This window comes from Flavobacterium macacae, from assembly GCF_003865365.1.
In the GTDB taxonomy this organism is placed as follows: domain Bacteria; phylum Bacteroidota; class Bacteroidia; order Flavobacteriales; family Flavobacteriaceae; genus Flavobacterium; species Flavobacterium macacae.
This window is the reverse complement of record NZ_RQVR01000006.1, coordinates 109806-133655: the sequence shown is the minus strand read 5'-3', so window position 1 is coordinate 133655 and position 23850 is coordinate 109806. Positions and strand designations below refer to the sequence as shown.

The 23850-nt window shown below is 34.8% G+C and carries 20 protein-coding genes, 2 tRNA genes and 1 riboswitch; of the genes, 13 read left to right on the top strand and 9 right to left on the bottom strand.

Going from position 1 to position 23850, the window contains the following annotated elements; all coding sequences use genetic code 11:
- Positions 1-44: 44 nt before the first annotated feature.
- Entirely contained in the window at positions 45-176 is a 132-nt protein-coding gene (locus tag EG849_RS15950) for a hypothetical protein (RefSeq protein WP_262679638.1), read from the bottom strand.
- Positions 177-282: 106 nt separating this feature from the next.
- Positions 283-2079, bottom strand: a complete 1797-nt coding sequence (gene typA, locus EG849_RS07075; RefSeq protein WP_125012374.1) for a translational GTPase TypA — start codon at positions 2077-2079, stop codon at positions 283-285.
- 191 nt (positions 2080-2270) lie between these two features.
- Here typA and EG849_RS07070 point away from each other — a divergent pair, with 191 nt between their 5' ends.
- The 4 genes from EG849_RS07070 to EG849_RS07055 are packed head-to-tail and all read left to right on the top strand — an operon-like array spanning position 2271 to position 7983.
- Positions 2271-3614, top strand: coding sequence for a sensor histidine kinase (locus EG849_RS07070; RefSeq protein WP_125012373.1), 1344 nt, complete (start codon positions 2271-2273; stop codon positions 3612-3614).
- A 37-nt stretch (positions 3615-3651) separates the two neighbouring features.
- Positions 3652-4083: a response regulator gene (locus EG849_RS07065; RefSeq protein ID WP_125012372.1), complete on the top strand. Its 432-nt coding sequence runs from the start codon at positions 3652-3654 to the stop codon at positions 4081-4083.
- Position 4084: 1 nt separating this feature from the next.
- The gene (locus tag EG849_RS07060) at positions 4085-7579 is read left to right on the top strand and encodes a PAS domain S-box protein (RefSeq protein ID WP_125012371.1); all 3495 of its coding nucleotides are present in this window, start codon (positions 4085-4087) and stop codon (positions 7577-7579) included.
- Between the two features lie 5 nt (positions 7580-7584).
- Positions 7585-7983 (top strand): response regulator, encoded by a 399-nt coding sequence (locus EG849_RS07055; RefSeq protein ID WP_125012370.1) that lies wholly within the window; start codon positions 7585-7587, stop codon positions 7981-7983.
- Positions 7984-8104: 121 nt separating this feature from the next.
- Here the strand turns inward: EG849_RS07055 and rpsT are convergent, their stop codons facing one another.
- From rpsT to proS, 4 genes are all read right to left on the bottom strand, one after another.
- Entirely contained in the window at positions 8105-8356 is a 252-nt protein-coding gene (gene rpsT, locus EG849_RS07050) for a 30S ribosomal protein S20 (protein ID WP_125012369.1), read from the bottom strand.
- A gap of 152 nt (positions 8357-8508) precedes the next feature.
- Positions 8509-8580 (bottom strand) — tRNA-Glu (locus EG849_RS07045).
- A 48-nt stretch (positions 8581-8628) separates the two neighbouring features.
- Positions 8629-8700 (bottom strand) — tRNA-Glu (locus EG849_RS07040).
- An 88-nt stretch (positions 8701-8788) separates the two neighbouring features.
- Positions 8789-10267 (bottom strand): proline--tRNA ligase, encoded by a 1479-nt coding sequence (gene proS, locus EG849_RS07035; RefSeq protein ID WP_125012368.1) that lies wholly within the window; start codon positions 10265-10267, stop codon positions 8789-8791.
- A gap of 102 nt (positions 10268-10369) precedes the next feature.
- On the opposite strand from proS, the gene EG849_RS07030 reads away from it, so the two are divergent.
- From EG849_RS07030 to EG849_RS07015, 4 genes are all read left to right on the top strand, one after another.
- On the top strand, positions 10370-11371 hold the full coding sequence (locus EG849_RS07030) for a hypothetical protein (protein WP_125012367.1): 1002 nt from the start codon (positions 10370-10372) through the stop codon (positions 11369-11371).
- Between the two features lie 86 nt (positions 11372-11457).
- Positions 11458-12909, top strand: coding sequence for an OmpP1/FadL family transporter (locus EG849_RS07025; protein ID WP_125012366.1), 1452 nt, complete (start codon positions 11458-11460; stop codon positions 12907-12909).
- Between the two features lie 125 nt (positions 12910-13034).
- Positions 13035-13222, top strand: a riboswitch (cobalamin riboswitch).
- A gap of 161 nt (positions 13223-13383) precedes the next feature.
- Positions 13384-14394 (top strand): beta-ketoacyl-ACP synthase III, encoded by a 1011-nt coding sequence (locus tag EG849_RS07020; protein WP_125012365.1) that lies wholly within the window; start codon positions 13384-13386, stop codon positions 14392-14394.
- Positions 14395-14396: 2 nt separating this feature from the next.
- Positions 14397-14783, top strand: coding sequence for an acyl-CoA thioesterase (locus EG849_RS07015; RefSeq protein WP_125012364.1), 387 nt, complete (start codon positions 14397-14399; stop codon positions 14781-14783).
- Between the two features lie 53 nt (positions 14784-14836).
- On the opposite strand, the gene EG849_RS07010 is transcribed toward EG849_RS07015, so the two are convergent.
- On the bottom strand, positions 14837-15652 hold the full coding sequence (locus EG849_RS07010) for a M23 family metallopeptidase (RefSeq protein ID WP_158611926.1): 816 nt from the start codon (positions 15650-15652) through the stop codon (positions 14837-14839).
- A gap of 314 nt (positions 15653-15966) precedes the next feature.
- Between EG849_RS07010 and rimO the strand changes: the two genes are divergently transcribed.
- Both rimO and EG849_RS07000 read left to right on the top strand, forming a co-directional pair.
- Positions 15967-17289, top strand: coding sequence for a 30S ribosomal protein S12 methylthiotransferase RimO (gene rimO, locus EG849_RS07005; protein WP_125012362.1), 1323 nt, complete (start codon positions 15967-15969; stop codon positions 17287-17289).
- A gap of 108 nt (positions 17290-17397) precedes the next feature.
- Entirely contained in the window at positions 17398-17829 is a 432-nt protein-coding gene (locus EG849_RS07000) for a hypothetical protein (protein WP_125012361.1), read from the top strand.
- Between the two features lies 1 nt (position 17830).
- On the opposite strand, the gene EG849_RS06995 is transcribed toward EG849_RS07000, so the two are convergent.
- A complete protein-coding gene (locus EG849_RS06995; protein ID WP_125012360.1) occupies positions 17831-20023 on the bottom strand; it encodes a B12-binding domain-containing radical SAM protein in 2193 nt (730 codons plus the stop codon).
- A gap of 135 nt (positions 20024-20158) precedes the next feature.
- Here EG849_RS06995 and EG849_RS06990 point away from each other — a divergent pair, with 135 nt between their 5' ends.
- The gene (locus EG849_RS06990) at positions 20159-20536 is read left to right on the top strand and encodes a hypothetical protein (protein ID WP_125012359.1); all 378 of its coding nucleotides are present in this window, start codon (positions 20159-20161) and stop codon (positions 20534-20536) included.
- Between the two features lie 39 nt (positions 20537-20575).
- Here EG849_RS06990 and EG849_RS06985 read toward each other — a convergent pair whose 3' ends face one another.
- Complete coding sequence (locus EG849_RS06985) at positions 20576-21280, bottom strand: hypothetical protein (RefSeq protein ID WP_125012358.1); 705 nt, start codon at positions 21278-21280, stop codon at positions 20576-20578.
- A 188-nt stretch (positions 21281-21468) separates the two neighbouring features.
- On the opposite strand from EG849_RS06985, the gene bshC reads away from it, so the two are divergent.
- Together bshC and EG849_RS06975 are read left to right on the top strand one after the other, a co-directional pair.
- Entirely contained in the window at positions 21469-23067 is a 1599-nt protein-coding gene (gene bshC / locus EG849_RS06980; protein ID WP_125012357.1) for a bacillithiol biosynthesis cysteine-adding enzyme BshC, read from the top strand.
- Between the two features lie 324 nt (positions 23068-23391).
- Positions 23392-23811: a nucleoside-diphosphate kinase gene (locus EG849_RS06975; RefSeq protein WP_125012356.1), complete on the top strand. Its 420-nt coding sequence runs from the start codon at positions 23392-23394 to the stop codon at positions 23809-23811.
- The last annotated feature ends 39 nt before the right edge of the window (positions 23812-23850 follow it).

Below are 23850 nucleotides of genomic sequence, written 5' to 3'. Positions count from 1 at the left end.
CTCCATCCAAATAAATTGGTTTTAGCCAAACTATTTTCCAGCTTCTATGTCTTTTTTAGATCACGATTGATGGCAAACTGCATCACTAGCCCTGATTGAAACGGAAAGCCCACAGGCAAAAGAGCTATTTTTTCATGGCAGAAAACAGCGACCGAAGGAAGCTCGTTTTGTGGCATAGAAAAAAAGCTTTTTGCCGAGGACTTGCAGGGAAAAGCAGGAATAGCTTCACATAAAAAAAGCCACTCTTTTCAGAATGGCTTTTTATTTATATAGAAAAATGTCTTATACTTTAAAACGTTTTCTGTCAGTTTCAGTTAAGTAAATCTTTCTCAAACGGATTGATTTTGGCGTAACTTCAACATATTCATCTTTTTGGATGTACTCTAAAGCTTCCTCTAATGAGAAAATGATTGGAGGAATAATCCTTGCTTTTTCATCATTTCCTGATGAACGAACGTTAGATTGTTTTTTCTCTTTAGTTACGTTTACACACATATCATCTCCACGAGAGTTTTCTCCAATTACCTGGCCTTCATAGATCTCAGCATTTGGCTCTACGAAGAATTTACCACGATCTTGTAATTTATCGATAGAATATGGAATCGCTTTACCTTTTTCCATAGAAATCAATGAACCTTTGTTACGTCCAGCAATTTCTCCTTTGTAAGGCTCATATCCAATGAAACGGTGTGCCATAATAGCCTCACCAGCAGTTGCAGTAAGCAATTGGTTACGCAATCCAATAATTCCACGAGATGGAATGTTGAATTTAACGATCATACGCTCTCCTTTAGTTTCCATAGAAAGCATTTCACCTTTACGTAAAGTCACAAACTCTACCGCTCTACCTGAAAGATTTTCTGGTAAGTCGATTGTTAATTCTTCAATTGGCTCACATTTTTTACCATCAATTTCTTTGATAATAACCTGTGGCTGACCGATTTGCAATTCATATCCTTCTCTTCTCATTGTTTCAATAAGAACCGATAAGTGAAGTACACCACGACCAAAAACCATAAATTTATCAGCAGAATCAGTTTCACCTAACTTCATCGCTAAGTTTTTCTCTAATTCTTTTGTTAAACGCTCGCGGATGTGACGTGAAGTTACAAATTTACCTTCTTTACCAAAGAATGGTGAATCGTTGATAGTGAACAACATACTCATTGTTGGTTCATCAATTGCGATTGAAGCCAACCCTTCTGGGTTTTCGATATCAGCGATAGTATCACCAATTTCAAAACCTTCAACACCAATGATAGCACAGATATCTCCAGCAATTACTTCAGTTACTTTCTTACGTCCAAGACCTTCAAAAGTATGTAATTCTTTAATTCTAGATTTTATTACAGTACCGTCTCTTTTTACCAAAGAAACTGCCATTCCTTCTTTCAAAACTCCTCTTTCAAGACGACCGATAGCGATACGACCTGTAAATGCAGAAAAATCTAAAGAAGTAATCAACATTTGAGGAGTTCCTTCAGATACCTTAGGAGCTGGTACGTGAGTAATAACCATATCTAATAAAGGCTCAATGTTCTGGGTTTGGTTTTTCCAATCGTCAGACATCCAGTTGTTTTTTGCAGAACCATAAACCGTTGGGAAATCCAATTGCTCTTCAGTTGCTCCAAGTTCAAACATCAAGTCAAAAACTTTTTCGTGAACTTCTTCTGGAGTACAGTTTTCTTTATCCACTTTATTGATTACAACACAAGGCTTCAACCCTAAGTCGATCGCTTTTTGCAAAACGAAACGAGTTTGTGGCATTGGTCCTTCAAAAGCATCCACCAAAAGGCAAACACCATCGGCCATGTTCAATACACGCTCTACTTCTCCACCGAAATCCGCGTGACCAGGAGTATCGATAATGTTGATTTTAGTTCCTTTATATTGAACTGAAACGTTCTTTGAAGTAATAGTAATACCTCTTTCACGCTCTAGATCATTGTTGTCAAGGATAAGGTCTCCCGTGTTTTCGTTGTCACGGAAAAGTTGACAATGGTACATAATTTTATCAACCAAAGTAGTTTTACCGTGATCGACGTGGGCAATAATTGCAATGTTTCTGATTGATTCCATTCGATTTTTTTAGAGGGTGCAAATGTACAATTTATTTTAATATAAAAAATGTTTTTTCTAAAGGACTTAACTTATTCATAATAAGAGGTTAAGTTATTGATAGAATAATAACACTTCTTATAAAATTTTAACATAAATAATCTGAACAAAACAGTCTTTTCTTTATATTTACAAAAGATGAATCCCCTTAAATGTTCAGAACCTCTAATAAAATTATCGGAATATACTTAACTATCGGAATCTTATGGATCTTAATCAGTGACAGATCTTTCAAGTATTTTGGAGTTGGAGATGATTCTCTATTTTTTCAAACCTTAAAAGGTATCGGATTTATTTTAGCATCTGGATTCATTTTTTGGCTGATGTTAAAAAGATACGAAGATAAAAATGAAAAATACCTCAACCGCTTAAAAAGCAGAACCGAAGATTTAAGGATTTCTAACGATCGCTATACCATTGTCACTAAAGCAACAAACAATATCATTTGGGATTTTGATTTTAAAAAGCAGGAAGTATTTTGGGGAGAAGCCTTAACCCGCCTGCTTGGCTATGAACAGCTTTTAAATCACTACATGTGGTGGATTGACAAAATTCATCCTGAAGACCGCGATCGGGTTTTAAAAAAATTCAATAATTTCATCAAAAATACTGAAAAAGAAAATTGGTCAGACGAATATCGAATCATTACCCAATCTGGAAAAATAAAATACATGCTTGACCGCGGGTATCTTTTATTCAACAAAAAAGGCAAACCGATCAGAATGATCGGATCTATGGAAGACATTACTGAACGAAAAAAATATGAAAACCACTTAGAAGATCTTTATTCTCAAATCAATAAGAGAGTGAACGAGCTGGCCATTTCAAATGCTGAATTAGAACAGTTTGCATACATTGCTTCGCATGACCTTCAAGAACCACTTCGAATGGTAACTCGTTTTCTTTCAGAAATTGAGCGAAAATACCAGGACCAACTTGATGACAAAGGAAAAGAATACATTCACTATGCTGTTGATGGCGCCCAAAGAATGCGAACCTTAATTCTGGATTTATTAGAATATTCTAAAATTGGTAAGTTTGATCAAAATCCTGAAACAATTGACGTGAATGTCCTTTTAGAAGAAATTGCGTATTACAATGAAATTGCTTTAATAGAAAATAATGCCAAACTTATTTGGAAGAACCTCCCAATTATTATCAATCGAAGAACTCCAATTCAGGTTGTTTTTCAAAACTTAATCGGAAACTCAATTAAATACCACAATCCAGAAGGAACCACAATAATTGAAATCACGTATAGTGATCTTGGAACTAAATGGCAGTTTTGCGTGAGTGACAACGGCATTGGAATCAATCCTCTTTTTTTTGAAAAGATTTTTGTTATTTTCCAAAGATTGCATCCAAAACACGAATATTCTGGAACCGGGATTGGTTTGGCGATTTCAAAAAAAATCATTGAAACTCAAGGCGGAAAAATCTGGGTTACATCGGAAGAAGGAAAAGGAAGCCAATTTTATTTTACAGTAAGTAAATAGTTTTATTATATTTGTTTAACCCAAATTCAACAGCCAAGTGAAATCAATTCAAATTCTATTGATTGAAGACAATGAAGGCGACATCCTATTAACAGAAGAAGCACTTTTGATGAGCAAAATCAAGAATAAAGTTTCTGTTGTAAGAGATGGATGGGAAGCTATGCTTTTTTTGGAGAAAAAGGAAAAATATGCCACTGCCGAAACTCCAGACCTGGTATTACTTGATATAAACATTCCGAAATTGAATGGCCATGAAGTTTTATCTAGAATAAAATCGAACCCCCAAATCTTACATATCCCCGTAATTATGCTTACAACTTCCTCTTCTGAACAAGATGTGCTAAAAAGCTACCAGAACCACGTGAATTGCTTCATTACAAAACCCGTTGAAACTACTAAGTTTTTAGAAGTCATCAACGGCATTGAAGATTTCTGGATCTCTATTGTTCAACTGCCTAAAAAACCATAAGATGACTTTTCACAAAGAAGGCATTCATTTTTTAATTATCGAGGATAATCAAGGTGACATGGTCTTGATACGCGACTATATTAAAGAAGAATTCTTAGATCCAGTATTTTATGAAGCAGAAACTTTAGACATTGCAAAAAAGCACTTAACTTCAGATTACAAGATTGATATTATTCTATTAGACCTGATACTCCCTGACTACCAAGGCGAAGAACTGCTTAATAAAATAATTCCGCTTGCAAAATCAATTCCCATTATAATCTTAACAGGATATACCGATAAAGAATTCAGCATGAAATCATTATCTTACGGCATATCTGATTATCTTTTAAAAGAAGATCTAAACGCTCCTTTGCTATTCAAAAGTATCTTATACAATATTGAACATAAAAAAATACAGGAAAAACTCGGCGAATCTAAAAAAAAATACAGAGACTTATTTCAAGCAAGTCCTTTACCAATGGTGGTTTACGACACAGAAACTTTACAATTTTTAGACGCTAACGATGCTGCTTTACGAAAATATGGCTATTCTCGAGAAGAATTTCTTAATTTAGAAGTAGCTGATGTTATTTACAAATCACACCAAGAAAAAGTTACAAATGCTTTAGAAAAAATTAAAAGCGATAGCTCTTTCTTCGAAATTTCACTTAAACACATTAAAAAAAACGGCCAGTTAATTGATGTTGAAACACAAAGCAATGAAATTATTTTTGACGGAAAAAAATCAAGATTAGTTTTAGCAACCGACATTACTGAAAAACTGAAAGCTGAAAAAGAAAATGCTTTAACAGAGCAGCGTTTTAAAGCATTAATTCAAGATGGTTCTGAACTAATTACAATTATAGACACCAACGGCTATTTTCAATACATAAGTCCAAATATCAAGAAAAGATATAATATCGATCCAGAAAAATATATCGGAACTTATGCTTTTGACAAATTGCACCATGATGACTTGTCTTTTTTCAAGGAACAATTTCAAGAGTTAAAAAACCAAAAGCGAATTACCACAAAACCGTTCAGATATTTGAAATTTGAAAACTCGTGGCGTTGGTTTGAAGCAAGCATCATTGACATGACTGACAATATCGCCGTAAACGGAATTGTTTTGAATGCGCGAGATGTAACCGAAAGAATTGAAAACGAGATTAAAATAAAAGAAAGCAATCTAAGGCATGAGGCCATCGCAAAAGCAACAAGCGACGCCATTTATGAATTTGATTCTACTTCAAAAAAGATTTACATAGCTGGTTCAAACTACAATAAAATCTTTGGTTTTAATTTTAATGACCAACAATATCTCGATTTAGATTTTTGGCTAGCCAGACTTCATCCAGATGAAATTTTAGATGTGCGCGAAAAAATTGCAGCAATTGACCCAAATTCTTCAAACCTTCATCACGAACTTGAATATCGATTTAAAAGAGCAGACGGAAGCTATGCTTACGTACTTGATCGTTTTGATTTAATTTGGGAAAATGGACGCCAAATAAAAAAAATTGGCGCTTTACAAGATATAACGGCTCGAAAGTTTCAAGACACTATTTTATCTTTTGAAAAAGACATTTACAAATTAAACGCAGCTCCTGAAACAAATTTAAATACAGCGTTAGACAAAGTAATCAGCAATATAGAATCTTTGATTCCAGGCGCTATTTGCTCCATTACAGAATTAAAAAACAATAAGATACGCCATATCGTTGTACCATCACTTCCGCAGAGCTTCATTGATACGTTAACTTCGATTGACGGAAAAAAGAAAATTTTTACATCTGAAAATGTTTTTGTTTTTGACATTCAAAATGATCCGTTGTCAAATAATTTTGCGCCTTTAGCCACTGAATATGATATAAAATCATGCTGGTCAATTCCTATCAAAAAAACAAACGGGAGCACTATTGCCAACTTTATTGTTTATTACAAAACAAATAAATATCCAACTCAGGAAGAAATCACTTTACTTGAAAGAGTTGCCAATCTTGTAGGTGTTGTTATTGAAAGTAGACGCGCGAGCGAAGACTTAAAACAAGCCATTGATAGATATGACATCGTTGCAAAGGCCACAAGTGACACTATTTGGGACTGGAAAATTCAAGAAGACAATTTTGTTTGGAACAAGGGAATTCAAGGGGTTTTTGGATACAAAAAAGAAGACGTAGGTACTACTTCAAAATGGTGGTTTGACAGAATCCATCCTGAAGACAGTCTTCGCGTATCGGTAAAACTCTATAATTTCCTTGAAGAGAAAGTAGAAAAATGGCAAGATGAATATCGTTTTAAATGCGCCGATGGTAGCTATAAATTTGTTTTTGATAGGGGTTTTTTAATTAAGGACAACGATGGAAAACCTATCAGAATGATTGCTTCTATGCAAGATGTGACAAAACAAAAAGAAGAAAACCAGCGTTTGAAGCTGATGGAAACCGTAATTACTCAAGCAAATGATGCCGTAATTATTACCGAAAGCGACACATCAGAAAATGCAATTCCAAAAATTATTTTTGTAAATAAGGCTTTTTCAAAAATGTCAGGATATAGTGCATCTGAAGTGATTGGCCACTCGCCTCTTATTTTAAATGGTGAAAATTCAGATCCAAAAGAATTAGAAAAATTAATATATGCCATACAAAATGAACAAGTTGCTCAAATTGAAACCATCAGTTACAAGAAAAATGGCGAAGAATATTGGGTAAGCTTTTCAATGATTCCTATTTTTGACCGAGATGGAAAAATTTTACATTGGATATCGATTCAGCGTGACATTACCAATCAGAAAATTCAAGAAAAAGAAAAAGAGCAATTAATCAGAGAATTGACTCAAAACAATAAAGATTTAAAGCAATTCTCTTATATCACATCACACAACTTAAGAGCGCCACTATCAAATTTAACCGGATTATTAAATTTGATAGAAGATATTCCAGTAGAAAATTCAGACTTAAAATTAATTTTAAACGGCTTCACAAAATCCACTCACTTATTAAATGAAACAATAAACGATTTAGTAAAAGTAGTAATCATCAAAGACAATCCTTCTATTCAAAAGGAAGAAGTGCTTTTCAGTGAAGTTTTTGAAAGCGTTTTTAACCAACTGAGCTACTTGATCAATCTGCATCAGCCGATTTTAAAAATAAATTTAGAAAAAGACTCACTTTCAAACATAAATAAGGCCTATCTTGAAAGTATTATTTTAAATTTGCTTACCAATGCAATCAAATACCGAGATCACTCTCGAAAACTAAAAATTTCAATATCAACAAAAGAAAAAGAAGATTTGACGATTTTGACATTTGAAGACAACGGAATTGGTATTGACATTGAAAGAAATAAAGACAAAATCTTTGGATTATATCAGCGATTCCACAATTATCCTGATAGCAAAGGTTTAGGATTGTACTTAGTTAAATCTCAAGTTGAAACAATGGGCGGAACAATTAATGTCCAAAGCGAGGTGAACAAGGGAACAAAATTTACATTAACATTCAAAAAATAAATAAAATGCTGCATAGAATCTTATGCGTAGATGACGACCCAATTACCTTGATGTTATACAAAATGGTAATTGCAAAATCTTCTTTTACAGAAGAAATAATTACGGCTAAAAACGGCCAGGAAGCCTTAGAATATTATGATAATTTAAAAATCAATAATGACTGTTGCTGCCCTGAACTTGTTTTTTTAGACCTCAACATGCCTATTATGGGTGGCTGGGAATTCTTAGATAATTTTACCAAGGACCAATACGCACCATTTAATACAAAAACGAAGGTCATCGTATTATCTTCTACTATTGACCCTAACGATATTGAAAACTCAAAAAAGTATCCAATGGTCATTGATTTTATGTCAAAACCGATAACAAAAGAAATGCTCGAAGGATTAAAAGAAAGATTATAAAACGCAAAAAGCTCTCAAAACTGAGAGCTTTTTTATGCTTTAAAACTATCGTTTAAAAAAGTTTTAACCAAAAAAAAGTCCTCAAATGAGGACTTTATATTTTTTCAATTTTCAATTCTAATTATAGAGCTGAAACGTGCTTAGTCAATTTAGATTTTAAATTAGAAGCTTTATTATCATGGATAATGTTTTTCTTAGCTAATTTGTCAATCATTGAAATAACTGTAGATAATTTTGCAGAAGCTTCTGATTTATCTGTAGCTAAACGCAAAGCTTTAATTGCATTACGAGTAGTTTTGTGTTGGTATTTATTTAATACTCTTTTCTTTTCGTTACTTCTGATTCTTTTAAGGGCTGATTTATGATTTGCCATTTTGTTTTTTAATTTTAGATGTAATTATTATAAATACTAGTTAAAAAAGAAAAACCTCCCACAATTTTAAAAAATCACTTTGGTTTTAACTAATAAAATAAAAACAGAGACACCAGCCTTTATTTTATAAAACTAATTTACAACTAATTTAGTAGCCCGTAGCGGAATCGAACCGCTCTTACATGGATGAAAACCATGCGTCCTAACCGATAGACGAACGGGCCATTTTCCTTTTTATAGTTAAGGAGAACTGTTGCATCAAAAAAAAGTAGTAGCCCGTAGCGGAATCGAACCGCTCTTACATGGATGAAAACCATGCGTCCTAACCGATAGACGAACGGGCCTTGCTTCTCTATTGCGGTGGCAAAAATACAACTATTTTTTATTTGTGCAATAGCTACTTCAAAAAAATTTAATTTTTTTTTATTTTCTTTAGTATGCCTTGGCAAAAAGCACTCTTCCAGAGGATGGTTTCCCAGTAAGGACGCAGGTTCCCGCCTCTTCTACTCGATCCAAAGGAATACATCTAATTGTTGCTTTTGTCAAATCTTTTATTTTTTCTTCGGTTTCCGCGGTTCCATCCCAATGTGCTGATACAAAGCCAGTTTTGTTTTCAAGCACTTCTTTAAATTCTTCAAAATCAACAACTTCTGTAATATGAGAATTTCTATAATCTAGGGCCTTATTAAACAAATCTTCTTGGATTTTTTCTAATAAATCACCCACATAATTTACAATTTCGTCTTTTAAAACGACTTCTTTTGACAACGTATCTCTTCTGGCAACTTCAAAAGTTCCATTTTCCAGATCTTTTGGACCAACCGCAATTCTCACCGGAACTCCTTTTAATTCCCATTCTGCAAATTTAAATCCTGGCTTTTGAGTTGTTCTATTATCGAACTTAACCGAAATTTTCAATTTTTTGAATTGAGCTACTAAAGTATTTGCTACTTCAGAAATTGCAGCAAATTCTTCGTCTGATTTATATATAGGAACAATTACAATTTGAATCGGCGCTAAATTTGGAGGCAAGACCAATCCGTTATCATCAGAATGCGTCATGATCAAAGCACCCATCAAGCGCGTTGAAACGCCCCAAGAAGTCCCCCAAACATATTCTTGCTTTCCTTCTGCGTTTGCAAATTTCACATCAAACGCTTTTGCAAAATTCTGTCCCAAGAAATGCGATGTTCCTGCTTGAAGCGCTTTTCCGTCTTGCATTAATGCTTCAATACAATACGTCTCCACAGCTCCAGCAAAACGTTCTGTTTCTGTCTTAAATCCTTTCACAACCGGAATAGCCATGAAATTTTCAGCAAAATCAGCATACACATTAATCATTTGTTCTGATTCTGCAATAGCCTCCACTTTTGTGGCGTGAGCCGTGTGCCCTTCTTGCCATAAAAACTCGGCTGTCCTTAAAAACAAACGGGTTCTCATTTCCCAGCGAACCACGTTGGCCCATTGATTAATAAGTAACGGCAGATCTCTGTAAGACTGGATCCAACCTTTATAAGTTGGCCAAATAATAGCTTCACTTGTCGGACGAACGATAAGTTCTTCTTCCAGCTTGGCATTTGGATCTACCATTAATTTTCCTGGTTTGTCTGGGTCATTTTTTAATCTATAGTGTGTAACGATAGCACATTCTTTTGCAAAACCTTCTGCATTTTTCTCTTCTGCCTCAAACATACTTTTGGGCACAAATAGCGGAAAATAAGCGTTTTGATGTCCGGTTTCTTTGAACATTCTGTCAAGCTCCGCTTGCATTTTTTCCCATATCGCATAACCGTAAGGCTTGATGACCATACAGCCTCTAACCCCTGAATTTTCGGCTAAGTCTGCTTTCACTACCAGCTCATTATACCACTTGGAATAATCTTCTGATCTTTTTGTTAGGTTCTTACTCATATTGAATAGTTTGGCACAAATATTGTTTAACTTAATTTAACTAAATAGTTTCAGCAAAACTAACTATTTTTGTATTGTCCAACAATTTAAATTGCTCTAGATATGAAAACTAATTACTTTTCCACCAAAAAAGCATCCAATTATTCCCTATTTGGATTGCTCGCAATTTTTATGACGTCATGTTCGTCATATCAAAGTTCTTCATACGATTCAGATGGCATTTATGGTGAGCCTCAAAGAAGAAATAACGCAACTGAACAAACTAATACTCAAAATACGGGATACTTTGCATCACTTCAAGAAGATCCTGAATTTTTTATTGATTCTGAAAACTATAGTTCCCCTCTTTACAACGGACGAGATAAAGATACAGTTTATGTAACCGAAACGGGTTATGCCGGCTGGGGAAGCAACCCTGAAGGCGTAACAATAAATTATTATGACAACGGATGGGGTTATAACAATTGGTACGGACCTGGTTTAGGCTGGGGATGGGGATTAGGCTGGAACAGTTGGTATGGTGGCTGGGGCGGTTACGGTGGCTGGGGCTGGAATAGTCCTTTTTATGGAGGATGGGGTTACGGTTACGGCGGAGGCTGGGGTTATGGAGGCTGGAATAATTGGTATGGAAACGGGTACTACAATAATTATTATGGAGGAAGAAATTATTATGCTAACGGAAGAAGAGGAAGCTATGCAAATAATAACATTGCCGGAAGAAATAATTTTGGCAGGGTTTTAAATGGTACAAATTCTAGAAATAGAGAAGCATATAATTCAGGAAGAAGAAGTTCAAATACTACCTACTCAACTAGAAATGTAAACAGAGCTTATAATTCATCAAGAAATAACGCTACTAGAAACAACAGTTACAATACAACTAGAAATAGCAATAACAACACAACTAGAAACAATTCAAATTACAATACCACTAGAAATACTCGTAATAACAACTATAGCACTCCCGCAAGAAGCAATAGCTCTAGAAATCAAAGTGTAACTCCTTCAAGATCTTATAGCGCTCCAAGTTCATCTGGTGGCGGAAGATCAGGAGGTTCGTCTGGCGGCGGTGGAAGATCCGGCGGTGGTGGAAGAAGAGGATAATTTTAGCTAAAATTTAAATGCCTATGTTTTGACTTAACCGTACGAGCATAGGTATTTTTTTGAAAAATTTATAAAAAATACAACTTATGAAAAAATATTTTTTACTCTTAATCACAGGATTATCTTTGAATTCTCAAGGTCAAGAAGTCGCTGACGCAATGAGATATGCTCAAGATAATTTAACCGGGACAGCTCGATTCAGAGCTATGAGTGGTGCTTTTGGAGCACTGGGTGGTGATTTTTCATCATTAAATGTAAATCCTGCCGGTGGCGCCATCTTTTTAAACAACCAATTATCAATTTCTTTAAGCAATTTGTCTACCAAAAATAACTCTGTATATTTTGGAAGCAAAGCAACTGAAAAAGACAATTCTTTTGATTTAAACCAACTTGGAGCCATTTGGGTTTTCGAAAACACAAACGAAGAAAGCAATTGGAAAAAGTTTACTGTGGGAGTAAATTATGAAAACACAAATAACTTTGACAACCAAGTTTTTTCAAGGGGAATAAACCCGAACACTTCTGTATCTGAATATTTCTTAAGCTATGCGAACGGAAACAATATGGGCGATTATGCAATGGATCAAACCTTTATTGGAACCCAAGGAAACCTGATTACTTTAAATAATGCTACCAATCAGTATGTCTCAAACACACCGGATGGCGGAAATTATTATCAAGAAAACACAATGGTTTCAACTGGATACAATGGAAAATTATCTTTCAATTTTGCGACACAGTACAAAGACCGATTTTACTTTGGATTAAACCTTAATTCCCACTTTACAGATTATACAAAGCGCACAAGTTTTTACGAAGATTATCTCGACACACCCGGAAGCGATCCATCAGACCCAGTGCAAGAATTGCGTTTTGACAATGAATTGTACACGTATGGAAACGGTTTTTCTTTTCAACTGGGTGCAATCGCTAAAATTACCAACGAATTACGTTTAGGAGTTGCTTACGAATCTCCAACTTGGTATAACCTTCAAGACGAAACGTATCAAATCATGAGCGTTAAAACATCTTCAAATCAAATTTTCATTGAACCTTATAATTATAATGTACAGTATCCTAATTATCGCATTCAAACTCCAGGAAAATATACAGGAAGTTTGGCGTACGTTTTTGGATCTTTAGGACTTATCAGCGTAGATTATACAATGAAAGATTACAGCAACACTAAATTCAGACCAAATGATTCGTTTTTTGCAACAAGAAATGACCAACTTGAATCTTTATTAGATGTATCTTCTGAAATTAGAGTGGGAGCCGAAGCCAGAGCAAAACAATGGAGTTTCAGAGGCGGGTACCGTTTTGAACAAAGTCCGTATAAAAACGGAAATACGATTGGTGATTTACAGGGAATTTCAGGTGGTCTCGGTTACAACTTTGGTGGAGCCAGAATCGATGCTGCTTACTCCTATTCAAAAAGAGATACGCAACAAGCCTTTTTCAATCAAGGATTAGTTGACATGACAAACATTCAATCCGTGAATAACAATGTGACCTTCACACTACTTTTAGAAATGTAATTAAAAAACTTATAAAATACTTAAAAGCCACCTCAATAAGGTGGCTTTTTTTATGCCCTAAAATTACAACTTTGGGATTTTTTTATGATTTCACTCAATTACCTTTGCATGAAAGTTCTTTTACTTATTTCTATCAAGAAAATGGTATCGATTCGTTCGAAAATAATAGGGAATCGTGTGAAAATCACGAACTGTCGCGCAACTGTAAACAGCTCCAAAAGTTTTTATCAAAATAGCCACTGAGAATAAATTTCTTGGGAAGGAAGATAAAAATGCTGTAAGTCAGGAAACCTGCCTTTTTCAATTTGACAATGCTTTCGCGGTTTAAAGTTTTTGGTTTATTTTTTTATAGAAGAAGTCTGTCTTCTTTAAAAAACCACTCCCTTTTTTCTTCGTAAAAAATTGATTTAATAAAGACTTTTCAAAAAACAAATCTGGCTTTTTTTTAAAAGCTATGCAACTTTTTTTATACTAATGAATACCAAAACAAACGCAACGATTACAGCCATTGGAGGCTTTGTTCCTGAAACAATTTTAGACAACAAAACACTCGAAAAAATGGTTGACACCTCTGACCAGTGGATTACTTCCAGAACGGGAATTAAAGAAAGAAGAATCCTTTCTGACAAAACATTAGCCACTTCAGATATGGCCGCTTTTGCCATCAAAAACCTTATTGAAAATTCAAACATCGATCCCTCTGAAATCGATTGTCTTATTTTAGCCACCTCTACACCAGATCATATTTTGGCACCAACCGCAAGCATTGTTTGCGAAAAAGCAGGTTTAAAAAATGCGTGGGGATTTGATTTAAACGCAGCCTGTTCGGGTTTTTTATATGCGCTTTCTGTTGGAGCAAGCTTAATTGAAAGCAATAGATATCAAAAAGTTTTGGTGATTGGCGCGGATCAAATGAGCGCCATTGTGAACTATGAAGATAGAAATACCTGTATTCTCTTTGGTGATGGAGCCGGTGCCGTTTTACTAGAGCCGACTTCGAGTGATTTAGGCGTAATTGACAATGTTTTTAAAACTGACGGAAACGGAATCCAATTTCTTTCTGTTCCTGCCGGAGGTTCTCTTTTTCCTGCTTCGGAAGAAACGGTCGCCAATAAAAAACATTTTGTGCAGCAAGACGGAAGAACCGTTTTTAAAAATGCCATCAAAGGAATGAGCTCTGCTTGCCAAGAAATTATGGAAAGAAATGAACTTGCTTCAGAAAAAATTGATTGGATTATTCCACACCAAGCCAACTTGAGAATTATCCAAGCCGTGAGTGACGCTTTAGATTTCCCGATTGAAAAAGTCAAAATTAATATTGAAAAATACGGAAACACGACTGCAGCAACGATTCCGCTTTGTCTTTGGGATTTTAAAGATGATTTTAAAGCAGGACAAAATCTGTTGATTACTGCTTTTGGAGCCGGATTTACTTGGGGAAGCACTTTTTTAAAATGGGGAAACTTAAGATCTAACAACAACTAATAATGACTTTAGAAGAAAAAATAAACGCCTCAGAAACGCACATTTTTAAAGCAATTTTTCCGAATACAACCAATCATTACGACACCTTATTTGGCGGAAATGCCATGCAATTGATGGACGAAGTGGCTTTCATTACCGCAACTCGTTTCAGCAGACAAAGAGTGGTAACGGTAAGCAGCGACAGAATTGATTTTAAAAAACCAATTCCTTCTGGAACTTTTGCCGAATTAATTGGAAAAGTAACTCATATCGGAAATACGAGTATGCAAGTTCACGTCGAAATTTATGTCGAGAAAATGTATTCTCGGGAAAGAGAAAAAGCCATTACCGGAAATTTTACTTTTGTAGCCATAAATGAAAACAAAGAACCTATTTCTGTTATAAAATAATACTTTTTACTGCAGATTCGCCGATTTTTTCTTTTGTAGATCTGCAGTAATTTTTATTCGTACTCTTTCAAATACGACTTCTTTTCTTCTAAAAATTCGGGTTTATTTGAAGTCGTTTTAAATTTGCTTTTAACTGAAATTCTTCCTTTTTCAATATCTGGAACAAAGGTAAAAAAGTGCAAATGCGGGCCGGAAGACCAACCAACGTTGCCACTTAAAGCAATTTTTTGTCCGGTATTTATCAAATCTCCTTTTTTAACTAAAGCCGAATTCGTGTCTATATGCGTGTATTCAGCAAACGTGCCGTCTTCATGGTAAATCACAACAAAATTATTATTCTCGGCACATTCTTTTTTCATGCAGTTTCCTGAATTCTGATCTTGCACGTCGACTACAATTCCTTCGCGGGACGCTAAAATTTCAGTTCCGACAGGCATTGCAAAATCAAGCGCAAATTCATTCTGGTGCGAAACCGTTCCGTTGTAGCCCTGCCCTATCAAATATTCTTCCCCTTTATTATAAGGAAGCTCGTAAGGAAAATTAATATCGTATTTTCTTAAATCAATGTCGCCCAAAAAAAAGGAGCTTTGATATTTAAACGAAACTTTTTTGGTTTTATCAATGACCGTTAATTCGGTTACGACAAACTTTTTTGTTTGTGCCGGAACCAATACAAACGCTTTTTTCAAACTGCTTTTCATATTGACCAATTCGGTTCTGATGACAACCGAAACGGGACAAAATTCACTGTTATCGGCATAAACTATTGTTTTTCCATCGACGAATTCACGATAGACTTGAACATCACGTTTTTGTGCAAAAAGTGAAATTTGAAAAAACAGGAAGAAAAATAAGATTTGGTTTTTCATAGTGTAAACGTATAACATTGGGGACAATTATCAAAAACCGTGCGAAATATTTATGGAGATTTTACGCAAGGATCCAAAGGTTTAAAAAAGGCAGTGCCGTTTTCAAATAGCCCCGATTGGCAGCAGCAGCCTTTTCTTCCGTTTTCGGAGAAAAGTTACTGCAGAAAGCGGGACGAAGTTTAAAAAATGTACATGCGTTTGTGCTTCTGGAAAAAGAAAAAGTCGCTGTTAATGTTAGAAGTAATACAATTTGAAAGCGAAACAAGCGGGGTTTGAAGAAAAAAGCTTAATTTTGCACTCCAATTTACAATTCTATGAGAACCAAGACGTTAAAGAAAAACAAAATTAATGTAATCACTTTAGGGTGTTCTAAAAATGTTTACGACAGCGAAGTGCTGATGGGACAATTGCGCGCCAGCGGCAAAGATGTGGAACATGAGGCGCCTGCAGAAAGAGAAGGCAATATTATTGTGATCAATACTTGCGGTTTTATTGATAATGCAAAGGAAGAATCTGTGAATATGATTTTAAATTATGTTGACAAAAAAGAGCAGGGAATTGTGGATAAGGTTTTTGTAACCGGATGTTTATCTGAACGTTACAAGCCAGATTTGATTAAGGAAATTCCGAATGTGGACCAGTATTTTGGCACTACCGAATTGCCAGGATTATTGAAAGCGCTTGGTGCAGATTACCGCCACGAGTTGCTTGGAGAGCGTTTGACAACGACTCCGAAGAATTATGCGTATTTAAAAATTGCGGAAGGTTGTGACAGGCCTTGCAGTTTTTGCGCGATTCCCTTGATGCGTGGCAAGCACGTTTCTCAACCGATAGAAAAGTTGGTTAACGAAGCCAAAGGTTTGGCAAAAAACGGCGTTAAAGAGTTGATTTTGATTGCTCAAGACTTGACATATTATGGTCTTGATTTGTATAAAAAGAGAAATCTTGCTGAATTATTAGAAAATTTAGCAGCCGTTGAAGGCATTGAATGGATTCGTTTGCATTATGCTTTCCCAACAGGATTTCCGATGGATGTTTTAGATTTGATGAAACGCGAGCCAAAGATTTGTAATTATTTGGATATTCCGTTGCAACATATTTCTGATTCCATTTTGAAATCGATGCGAAGAGGAACAACCCAAGCAAAAACAACAAAATTGATTCAAGAATTCAGAAAAAAAGTGCCAGAAATGACCATCAGAACGACTCTAATCGTTGGTTATCCTGGTGAAACAGAAGAAGATTTTCAGATTTTGAAAAACTGGGTTGAAGAAATGCGTTTTGAAAGATTGGGCTGTTTTGCGTATTCTCACGAAGAAAATACCCACGCTTATTTATTGGAAGACGATGTTCCTGCAGATGTGAAACAGCAACGTGCCAATGATATTATGGAAATTCAATCTCAAATTTCTTGGGAATTGAACCAAGAGAAAATTGGCAAAGTGTACCGTTGTATCATTGACAGAAAAGAAGGCGGCCACTTCATCGGAAGAACTGAATTTGACAGTCCGGATGTTGATAATGAAGTTTTGATTGATGCTTCAAAAGCGTATTTGAAAACGGGAGAGTTTGTAAATGTGAGAATTACTGACGCAGCCGAGTTTGATTTGTATGGTGAAGCAGTGATAGAAGAATAATATTAAAAAGGAGTTTCTAAAGAAGCTCCTTTTTTTAACATCATAAAGTAAGTAGATGCTTCTTATTTGGTCTAAAAATTGATTAAATTTGTTTTTTAAATTGATTCTATGAAAACTAAATTTCTTTTTATCGCATTATTTTTTTTAGTATTTGGAACAACTGATGGATTTTCTCAATATTATGGAAACGAAGGTTATGGAGGAGTAGATCGCTCTATTGGATCAAGCGTTAGACAAAATAAGCCAAGCAAAAAAAATGCCGAAAATAAAGATTATGCAGATGTTTATACAGAGTATCTCACCAAAGAAATTAAACTCGATGGATTACAACAAGCTGCTGTAAGGTCAATTGTAAATGATCACAAAGATAGTTTGGAAGAAATCGCAAAATCAAATTTACCAAGTATCGAAAAAAGAGACAAAATGCAATTCATTTATGATCAAATAAATACAAAAATTATAAAACTCCTTTCTAAAGAGCAATCTGATAATTTTTTAAAATTAAAAGAAGAAGCAGAAAAAAAAGCATTGACTTATTAAATTACAATACCAGTAGCCCTGATTCTTTCAGGGTTTTTATTTGCTTTGAATACCAGAACAATTCAAAATCTTCTAAACCCGCATTTTCATAATCGGATTTGATTTCTTGAAAAGTATATGTTTTTGAATTTAAAACTGAAATTTTCGACAGCATTTCAGCCAACCAAATTCCTTGTTCTTTATTTGTTTGGATACTAAAAATATCTTTTTTAGAATGGAAATCTAAAGCAGTCATTTCCCAAGAATTACTTTTTTTAAATTTGGTAAAATGTGAAAGTGTTGGTTTGTTTCCAATCCAAACTACTTTTGCTGACGGCTTTGTAGTAAAATCTTCTTCGTCTTGAATGGCATTGTAAATAAAATCATTCGGCACTTTTGTTCTTGGAATTTTAAATTCAAACCAATCTTGCAACTGAAAGTCAAAACAGATGCCGTGCATAAAATTGAACAACGATTTTTTTAATCCAAAACTGAATTGGTCGTGATCGGTTCCTAATTTATCGATGTGAATGATGTCGTTATTAGCAAAAGTTCCGATAGCTTCTGTTTCTTTTAAAACACCGAACTTTTCAGGATACATTCCCACCGGACTGTGAGCTGTCATTGCAAATTGATGCCAAAAACCAGATTGTAAAATACCTATTTCGAATAATTGACGGACCATTTCTAAAGAATCAATTGTTTCTTGTGCTGTTTGCGTCGGAAAACCATACATCAAATACGCGTGAACCATAATTCCGGCTTCAGTGAAATTTCGGGTCACTCGGGCAACTTGCGCTACGGTTACTCCTTTTTGAATCAGTTCCAGCAATCGATCAGATGCTACTTCCAAACCTCCAGAAATGGCAATACATCCCGAAGCTTTCAATAACAAACACAAATCCTTTGTAAAACTTTTTTCAAAGCGAATGTTCGTCCACCAAGTCACTGTCAATTTTCTACGAAGAATTTCCAAAGCCAAAGCTCTCATCAAAGCCGGAGGCGCCGCTTCATCTACAAAATGGAATCCGTTTTGGCCGGTTTGCTCAATGAGTTCCTCCATCCTATCGCACAACAATTTGGCGGCAACTGGCTCATATACTTTTATATAATCTAAAGAAATATCGCAAAAAGTACATTTTCCCCAATAACATCCGTGCGCCATAGTGAGCTTGTTCCAACGTCCATCGCTCCACATTCGGTGCATTGGATTTACAATTTCTATAACCGAAATGTATTTATCTAAAAGCAAATCAGAATAATCTGGAGTTCCCACTTCTGACTGTTTGTAATCTTTTTTTGTTGAATTATTTTTATAAACTATTTTTCCGTTTTCAAGAAGAAACGTTCTTTTAAATTGGCCATAATTCGGATTTTGAACATTAGAAATTAATTCTTCTAACGGAACTTCTCCGTCATCAAGCGTAATAAAATCGAAGAATTCCATCACACGAATATCTGCCAAAGAACGCAATTCGGTATTTGGAAATCCGCCTCCCATTGCAATTTTACTCTTTGGAAAATATTTTTTTATAAATTGTGCACTTCGGAAAGCACTGTATAAATTCCCTGGAAAAGGAACCGAAAAACAAACCAATTCAGGTTGCAAATCGCTCATCTTTTCGTTCAAATTTTTTAAAAGAATTTCATCAATATACGTCGGTTCGTTTTGAAGCATTCCATAAAGTTCATCAAACGAATTTGCCGAACGCCCCATTCTTTCAGCATAGCGGCTGAAGCCAAAATTTTCATCAACACATTCGATGATCAGATCCGAAATATCTTCAAGATATAAAGTCGCCAAATGTTTTGCTTTATCTTGAGTTCCCATCGTTCCAAAAGCCCAATCTAATTCTTCCAATTGCGAGAAACGAGAAGCTTCTGGAAGAAAATCTTCCTGGCAGATCAAATGGGAAAGCGTGGGATTTTTTCCTTGCAAAAAAAGAATTACAGAATCAATTGTTTTAAAATATTCTTCTTGCAAAGCCAAAATTCGCTTGGCATTATCTGATTTTTCTATCGTATTTTTTTCTGCTTCCGCAAATAAATCGACCAACCCTTTTTTTGAAAACAATGACAAAATCACTTCAATACCCAAATCAGATTGAAAACACGAAATATTTTTAGTATTTAAAAAACCTTTGATATAAGCCGTCGCCGGATATGGCGTGTTCAGCTGTGTAAAAGGTGGCGTGATGAGAAAAACTGATGTCATTTGCATTTCATAAAGATTGTAAAATTACTCCATATTTTTGATGAAGTCGCAGATTTGCTAATTTTTTTGAATTTGCAATCTGCTTTAAAAACACTTACTTTGTACTCACTTAATTTATAAGAGGAATTTTAAATTATGAAATCAATTATTTTCAGTCTTTTCTTATTGCTTTCGGTTTCCGGTTTTGCCCAAAAGAAGAAGGAAATCCGATTTCTTTTTGCCAAAAATCCTTCAGAAATTAATTTTGAAATTTCGCCAGACAGCACAAGATCTTCGTTTTCGATAAAAACATTTGGAGAAATTTCTACAGGAAAAACCGATTCTGAATCGTCAACTTACTTTGGATTCAGTCATCGAAAAGCGACAACGATTCGATCTTTGCCGTCAGTTGCTTTAGAAGAGTATTATGCTGATCCTTCAAAATATGTCTTGAGCCAACGCATCTATTTGATTGTTCCTTTTACTGACAAAATTTTTGCCATTTGGAAATGCAGTGTTCTGGGCGCAAAATAAAAAACTCCCGATTTCTCAGGAGCTTCTTTTAAAAATTTATTAGAATTCTTCTTTTGAATAAAATTCTTCAACAGATTCTTCTCTTATTTGCTGTTCTTCTTGATACAATTTTTTCAAATATTTTACCATTGCAAAAAATAGAATGACAATTAAGAAAAATATCGTGGCTACAAAATAGGCATTTCCTAAATTAATCGAAATCATTCCAGCGCCAATTCCATCGCCCAGGGATGAAAGCAAATTTACATCACCTGAAGATTTGATCATAATTCCGTAGCTCAAAAGAAAAATAAAACCGACCGTTGAGAATATAATATGAAAAAGTCCTTTTCTTTTTGATTTTGTAAAACTGATGACTAATCCCGAAAGCGCCATTAACAATGGAACTGCCAAAATCACAAAGAATAAAATCTTAGCTGTTTTTTCATCTTTTGTTTGTTTTCCTAAATTCCCTGTTTCTTCGCCCTCTTGAGAAGCATTTTCTTCACTGTCTTCTGACAAAGAATCATTTTCTATTTTGTTATCAAACAGATCTTTGCCCATTTTTTCTTTGATGGTTTTTGCCATTTCGCTTTTTTCCATCTTGTCTTTGACATCGTTTCCAATAACATAATCGAAACCGGTCACTGAAACCAACTCAGTCGTATTGCATTTTATGGTCAAAAACGGAAAGAAAAAACAAATGATAATGACTGTATAACCTGGAATTGGAAGCAGGTCAGAGATTATTTTTAATGCTTTCATAGTTTCGTTTGTAGTTGCTGAAATTTTGATCAAACTTACTAAAAATTTTTATATTAAATTTTCACTAAAGCATCTGTTTGAATGCTGTCTGAAATTGTAAAAAGCCTATTCATTCATTGCTTTTGACTTTATGACTTATTTATAAAATTTTGCCTTTATTTTCTTTATTTTTACAAAAAAATTCAACTATGCCAACCGACTGTATCAGTTACCAAAACTCTGGTTATTTTACTTCACTAATCAATGATTATTTAAATCAGAAACCAGACTTACAGTCGCTTTACAATCGATTTCCTTCTCCTGAAAACTTTAAAAAACAGCTGGTTGAAAAAGCAGAAAATTTCAATTTGGATGCGGATTCCAATAGAAAAACATTGGTTGCAGTTTTAGAAAAACAATACTCCAATTTGAATGTTTCTGACTTGACAAATGTAAATATCAAGTCGCTTTCAAGTTCCAAAACGTTTACGATCACCACCGGACATCAGCTGAATTTGTTTACAGGTCCGTTGTATTTTTTGTATAAAATAGTTTCCACAATTAATCTGACAGAGGAATTAAAACGGAAATATCCCGAATATAATTTTGTTCCTATTTATTGGATGGCGACGGAAGACCACGATTTTGAGGAAATAAATTATTTCAATCTTCACGGAAAAAAAGTGCGCTGGAATGCCGAAAACGGCGGTCCAGTCGGAAGATTATCAACCAAAGGTTTGGATGAAGTTTTTGAAGTTTTTGCTTTAGAATTGGGAATTGGAAAAAATGCAGACTATTTGAAGAATTTGTTCCAAAAAGCCTATGTTGGGCATTCTAATTTGGCAGAAGGGACTCGTTTTTTGGCCAATGAAATCTTTGGAAAATCTGGATTGGTTATAATCGATGCTGATGAATCTGAATTGAAAAAACAATTTGTTCCTTTTGCGAAAGAAGAACTTTTAAAACAGACTTCGCACCAAAAGGTTTTGGAAACTTCTGAACATTTAAAAAACTACAATATTCAAGTAAATCCAAGGGAAATAAATCTTTTTTATATCGAAGATTCTTTCCGCGAGCGAATTATTTTTCAAGATGGATTTTACTATGTAAATAACACAAAACTGAAATTTTCGGAAACTGAAATCTTAGATTCATTAGAAAATAATCCAGAAAAATTCAGCCCGAATGTGATTATGCGTCCTTTATATCAAGAAGTTATTTTACCGAATCTTTGCTACATTGGCGGTGGCGGTGAATTGGCGTATTGGCTGGAATTAAAATCTTATTTCGAAGCTTCCAATGTCACTTTTCCGATTTTGCTTTTGCGTAATTCGGTACTTTTGGCTACTGAAAAACAGGCTAAAAAAGCAGATAAATTAGAATTGTCTTGGGCTAATTTATTTTCAAAACAAGAAGCTTTGATGAATGAGAAAGTCAAAACATTTTCTGAATTTTCAATTGATTTCACATCGCAAAAAGATTTTTTAAGAAAACAATTTGACGATTTGAATGTGATGGCAACTGCGACCGACAAATCTTTTATCGGCGCTGTAAAAGCACAGGAACTGAAACAAATCAAAGGTTTAGAAAATCTGGAAAAACGTTTATTGAAAGCGGAGAAGAAAAAACACGAATCCCAATTGGAGCGAATTGCAGACTTGCAGAACGAGCTTTTTCCGAATCAAAATTTGCAGGAGCGCGTTGTAAATTTTTCAGAGTTTTATTTGGAAAACGGATCGGTTTTGATGGATAAACTGTTTGAAAATTTAAAACCTTTGGAACACGAATTTTTAGTGATTGTCTTGTGATTTTTCAGATCCGGTTCAGAGATTTTTTTTATATTTTTTAAAAAAAATGGGAGTTCTAAATTTTGGCGAATTTATTTGGTACTATAACTAGAGACTGCATCGACAAAGATAGGGTGACGATGCAAAAAAATCACTGGCCTTGCCCGCTAACCCCGATTGCAGGGGAAATCAAAAAAATTTCTTCTTTAGAAATTTTTTATTGAACCGAAAAGCGGGACTGTCTTTTGCTGATAATTCGTGGATTTTCTGTTTCTAAATCTTCTGAAAATTTTCGTATTCTGTTAAAAAACACTACTTTTGCGCCAAATCTAAAAAAAAAATATAATGGCAACGAACAGAACATTCACAATGATTAAGCCTGATGGCGTGGAAAACGGACACATCGGTGGAATTTTAAACATGATCACTGAAGGTGGTTTTAAAATTGTTTCTTTGAAATTGACGCAGTTGACTGTGGCTGATGCTCAGAAATTTTATGAAGTACACGCTGCTAGACCTTTCTACGGAGAGTTGGTGGAGTTTATGTCAAGAGGTCCGATCGTGGCTGCCATCTTGGAAAAAGAAAACGCTGTTGAGGATTTCAGAACATTGATTGGCGCTACTAATCCTGCTGATGCTGCTGAAGGAACTATCCGTAAAAAATATGCAAAATCTATTGGAGAAAATGCTGTTCACGGTTCTGATAGCGACGAAAATGCTGCGCTAGAAGGTGCATTTCACTTTGCTGGAAGAGAGCAATTCTAATTAGAATGGTTTTTTGAATTGAGTATTGAGATTGCTATT

What these genes read in the sequence shown, in the direction of transcription:
- EG849_RS15950 (WP_262679638.1), bottom strand. Translation starts at nt 176, where the DNA reads ATGCCACAAAACGAGCTTCCTTCGGTCGCTGTTTTCTGCCATGAAAAA.
- typA (WP_125012374.1), bottom strand. Translation starts at nt 2,079, where the DNA reads ATGGAATCAATCAGAAACATTGCAATTATTGCCCACGTCGATCACGGT.
- EG849_RS07070 (WP_125012373.1), top strand. Translation starts at nt 2,271, where the DNA reads ATGTTCAGAACCTCTAATAAAATTATCGGAATATACTTAACTATCGGA.
- EG849_RS07060 (WP_125012371.1), top strand. Translation starts at nt 4,085, where the DNA reads ATGACTTTTCACAAAGAAGGCATTCATTTTTTAATTATCGAGGATAAT.
- EG849_RS07055 (WP_125012370.1), top strand. Translation starts at nt 7,585, where the DNA reads ATGCTGCATAGAATCTTATGCGTAGATGACGACCCAATTACCTTGATG.
- rpsT (WP_125012369.1), bottom strand. Translation starts at nt 8,356, where the DNA reads ATGGCAAATCATAAATCAGCCCTTAAAAGAATCAGAAGTAACGAAAAG.
- proS (WP_125012368.1), bottom strand. Translation starts at nt 10,267, where the DNA reads ATGAGTAAGAACCTAACAAAAAGATCAGAAGATTATTCCAAGTGGTAT.
- EG849_RS07030 (WP_125012367.1), top strand. Translation starts at nt 10,370, where the DNA reads ATGAAAACTAATTACTTTTCCACCAAAAAAGCATCCAATTATTCCCTA.
- EG849_RS07025 (WP_125012366.1), top strand. Translation starts at nt 11,458, where the DNA reads ATGAAAAAATATTTTTTACTCTTAATCACAGGATTATCTTTGAATTCT.
- EG849_RS07020 (WP_125012365.1), top strand. Translation starts at nt 13,384, where the DNA reads ATGAATACCAAAACAAACGCAACGATTACAGCCATTGGAGGCTTTGTT.
- EG849_RS07015 (WP_125012364.1), top strand. Translation starts at nt 14,397, where the DNA reads ATGACTTTAGAAGAAAAAATAAACGCCTCAGAAACGCACATTTTTAAA.
- EG849_RS07010 (WP_158611926.1), bottom strand. Translation starts at nt 15,652, where the DNA reads ATGAAAAACCAAATCTTATTTTTCTTCCTGTTTTTTCAAATTTCACTT.
- rimO (WP_125012362.1), top strand. Translation starts at nt 15,967, where the DNA reads ATGAGAACCAAGACGTTAAAGAAAAACAAAATTAATGTAATCACTTTA.
- EG849_RS07000 (WP_125012361.1), top strand. Translation starts at nt 17,398, where the DNA reads ATGAAAACTAAATTTCTTTTTATCGCATTATTTTTTTTAGTATTTGGA.
- EG849_RS06995 (WP_125012360.1), bottom strand. Translation starts at nt 20,023, where the DNA reads ATGACATCAGTTTTTCTCATCACGCCACCTTTTACACAGCTGAACACG.
- EG849_RS06990 (WP_125012359.1), top strand. Translation starts at nt 20,159, where the DNA reads ATGAAATCAATTATTTTCAGTCTTTTCTTATTGCTTTCGGTTTCCGGT.
- EG849_RS06985 (WP_125012358.1), bottom strand. Translation starts at nt 21,280, where the DNA reads ATGAAAGCATTAAAAATAATCTCTGACCTGCTTCCAATTCCAGGTTAT.
- bshC (WP_125012357.1), top strand. Translation starts at nt 21,469, where the DNA reads ATGCCAACCGACTGTATCAGTTACCAAAACTCTGGTTATTTTACTTCA.
- EG849_RS06975 (WP_125012356.1), top strand. Translation starts at nt 23,392, where the DNA reads ATGGCAACGAACAGAACATTCACAATGATTAAGCCTGATGGCGTGGAA.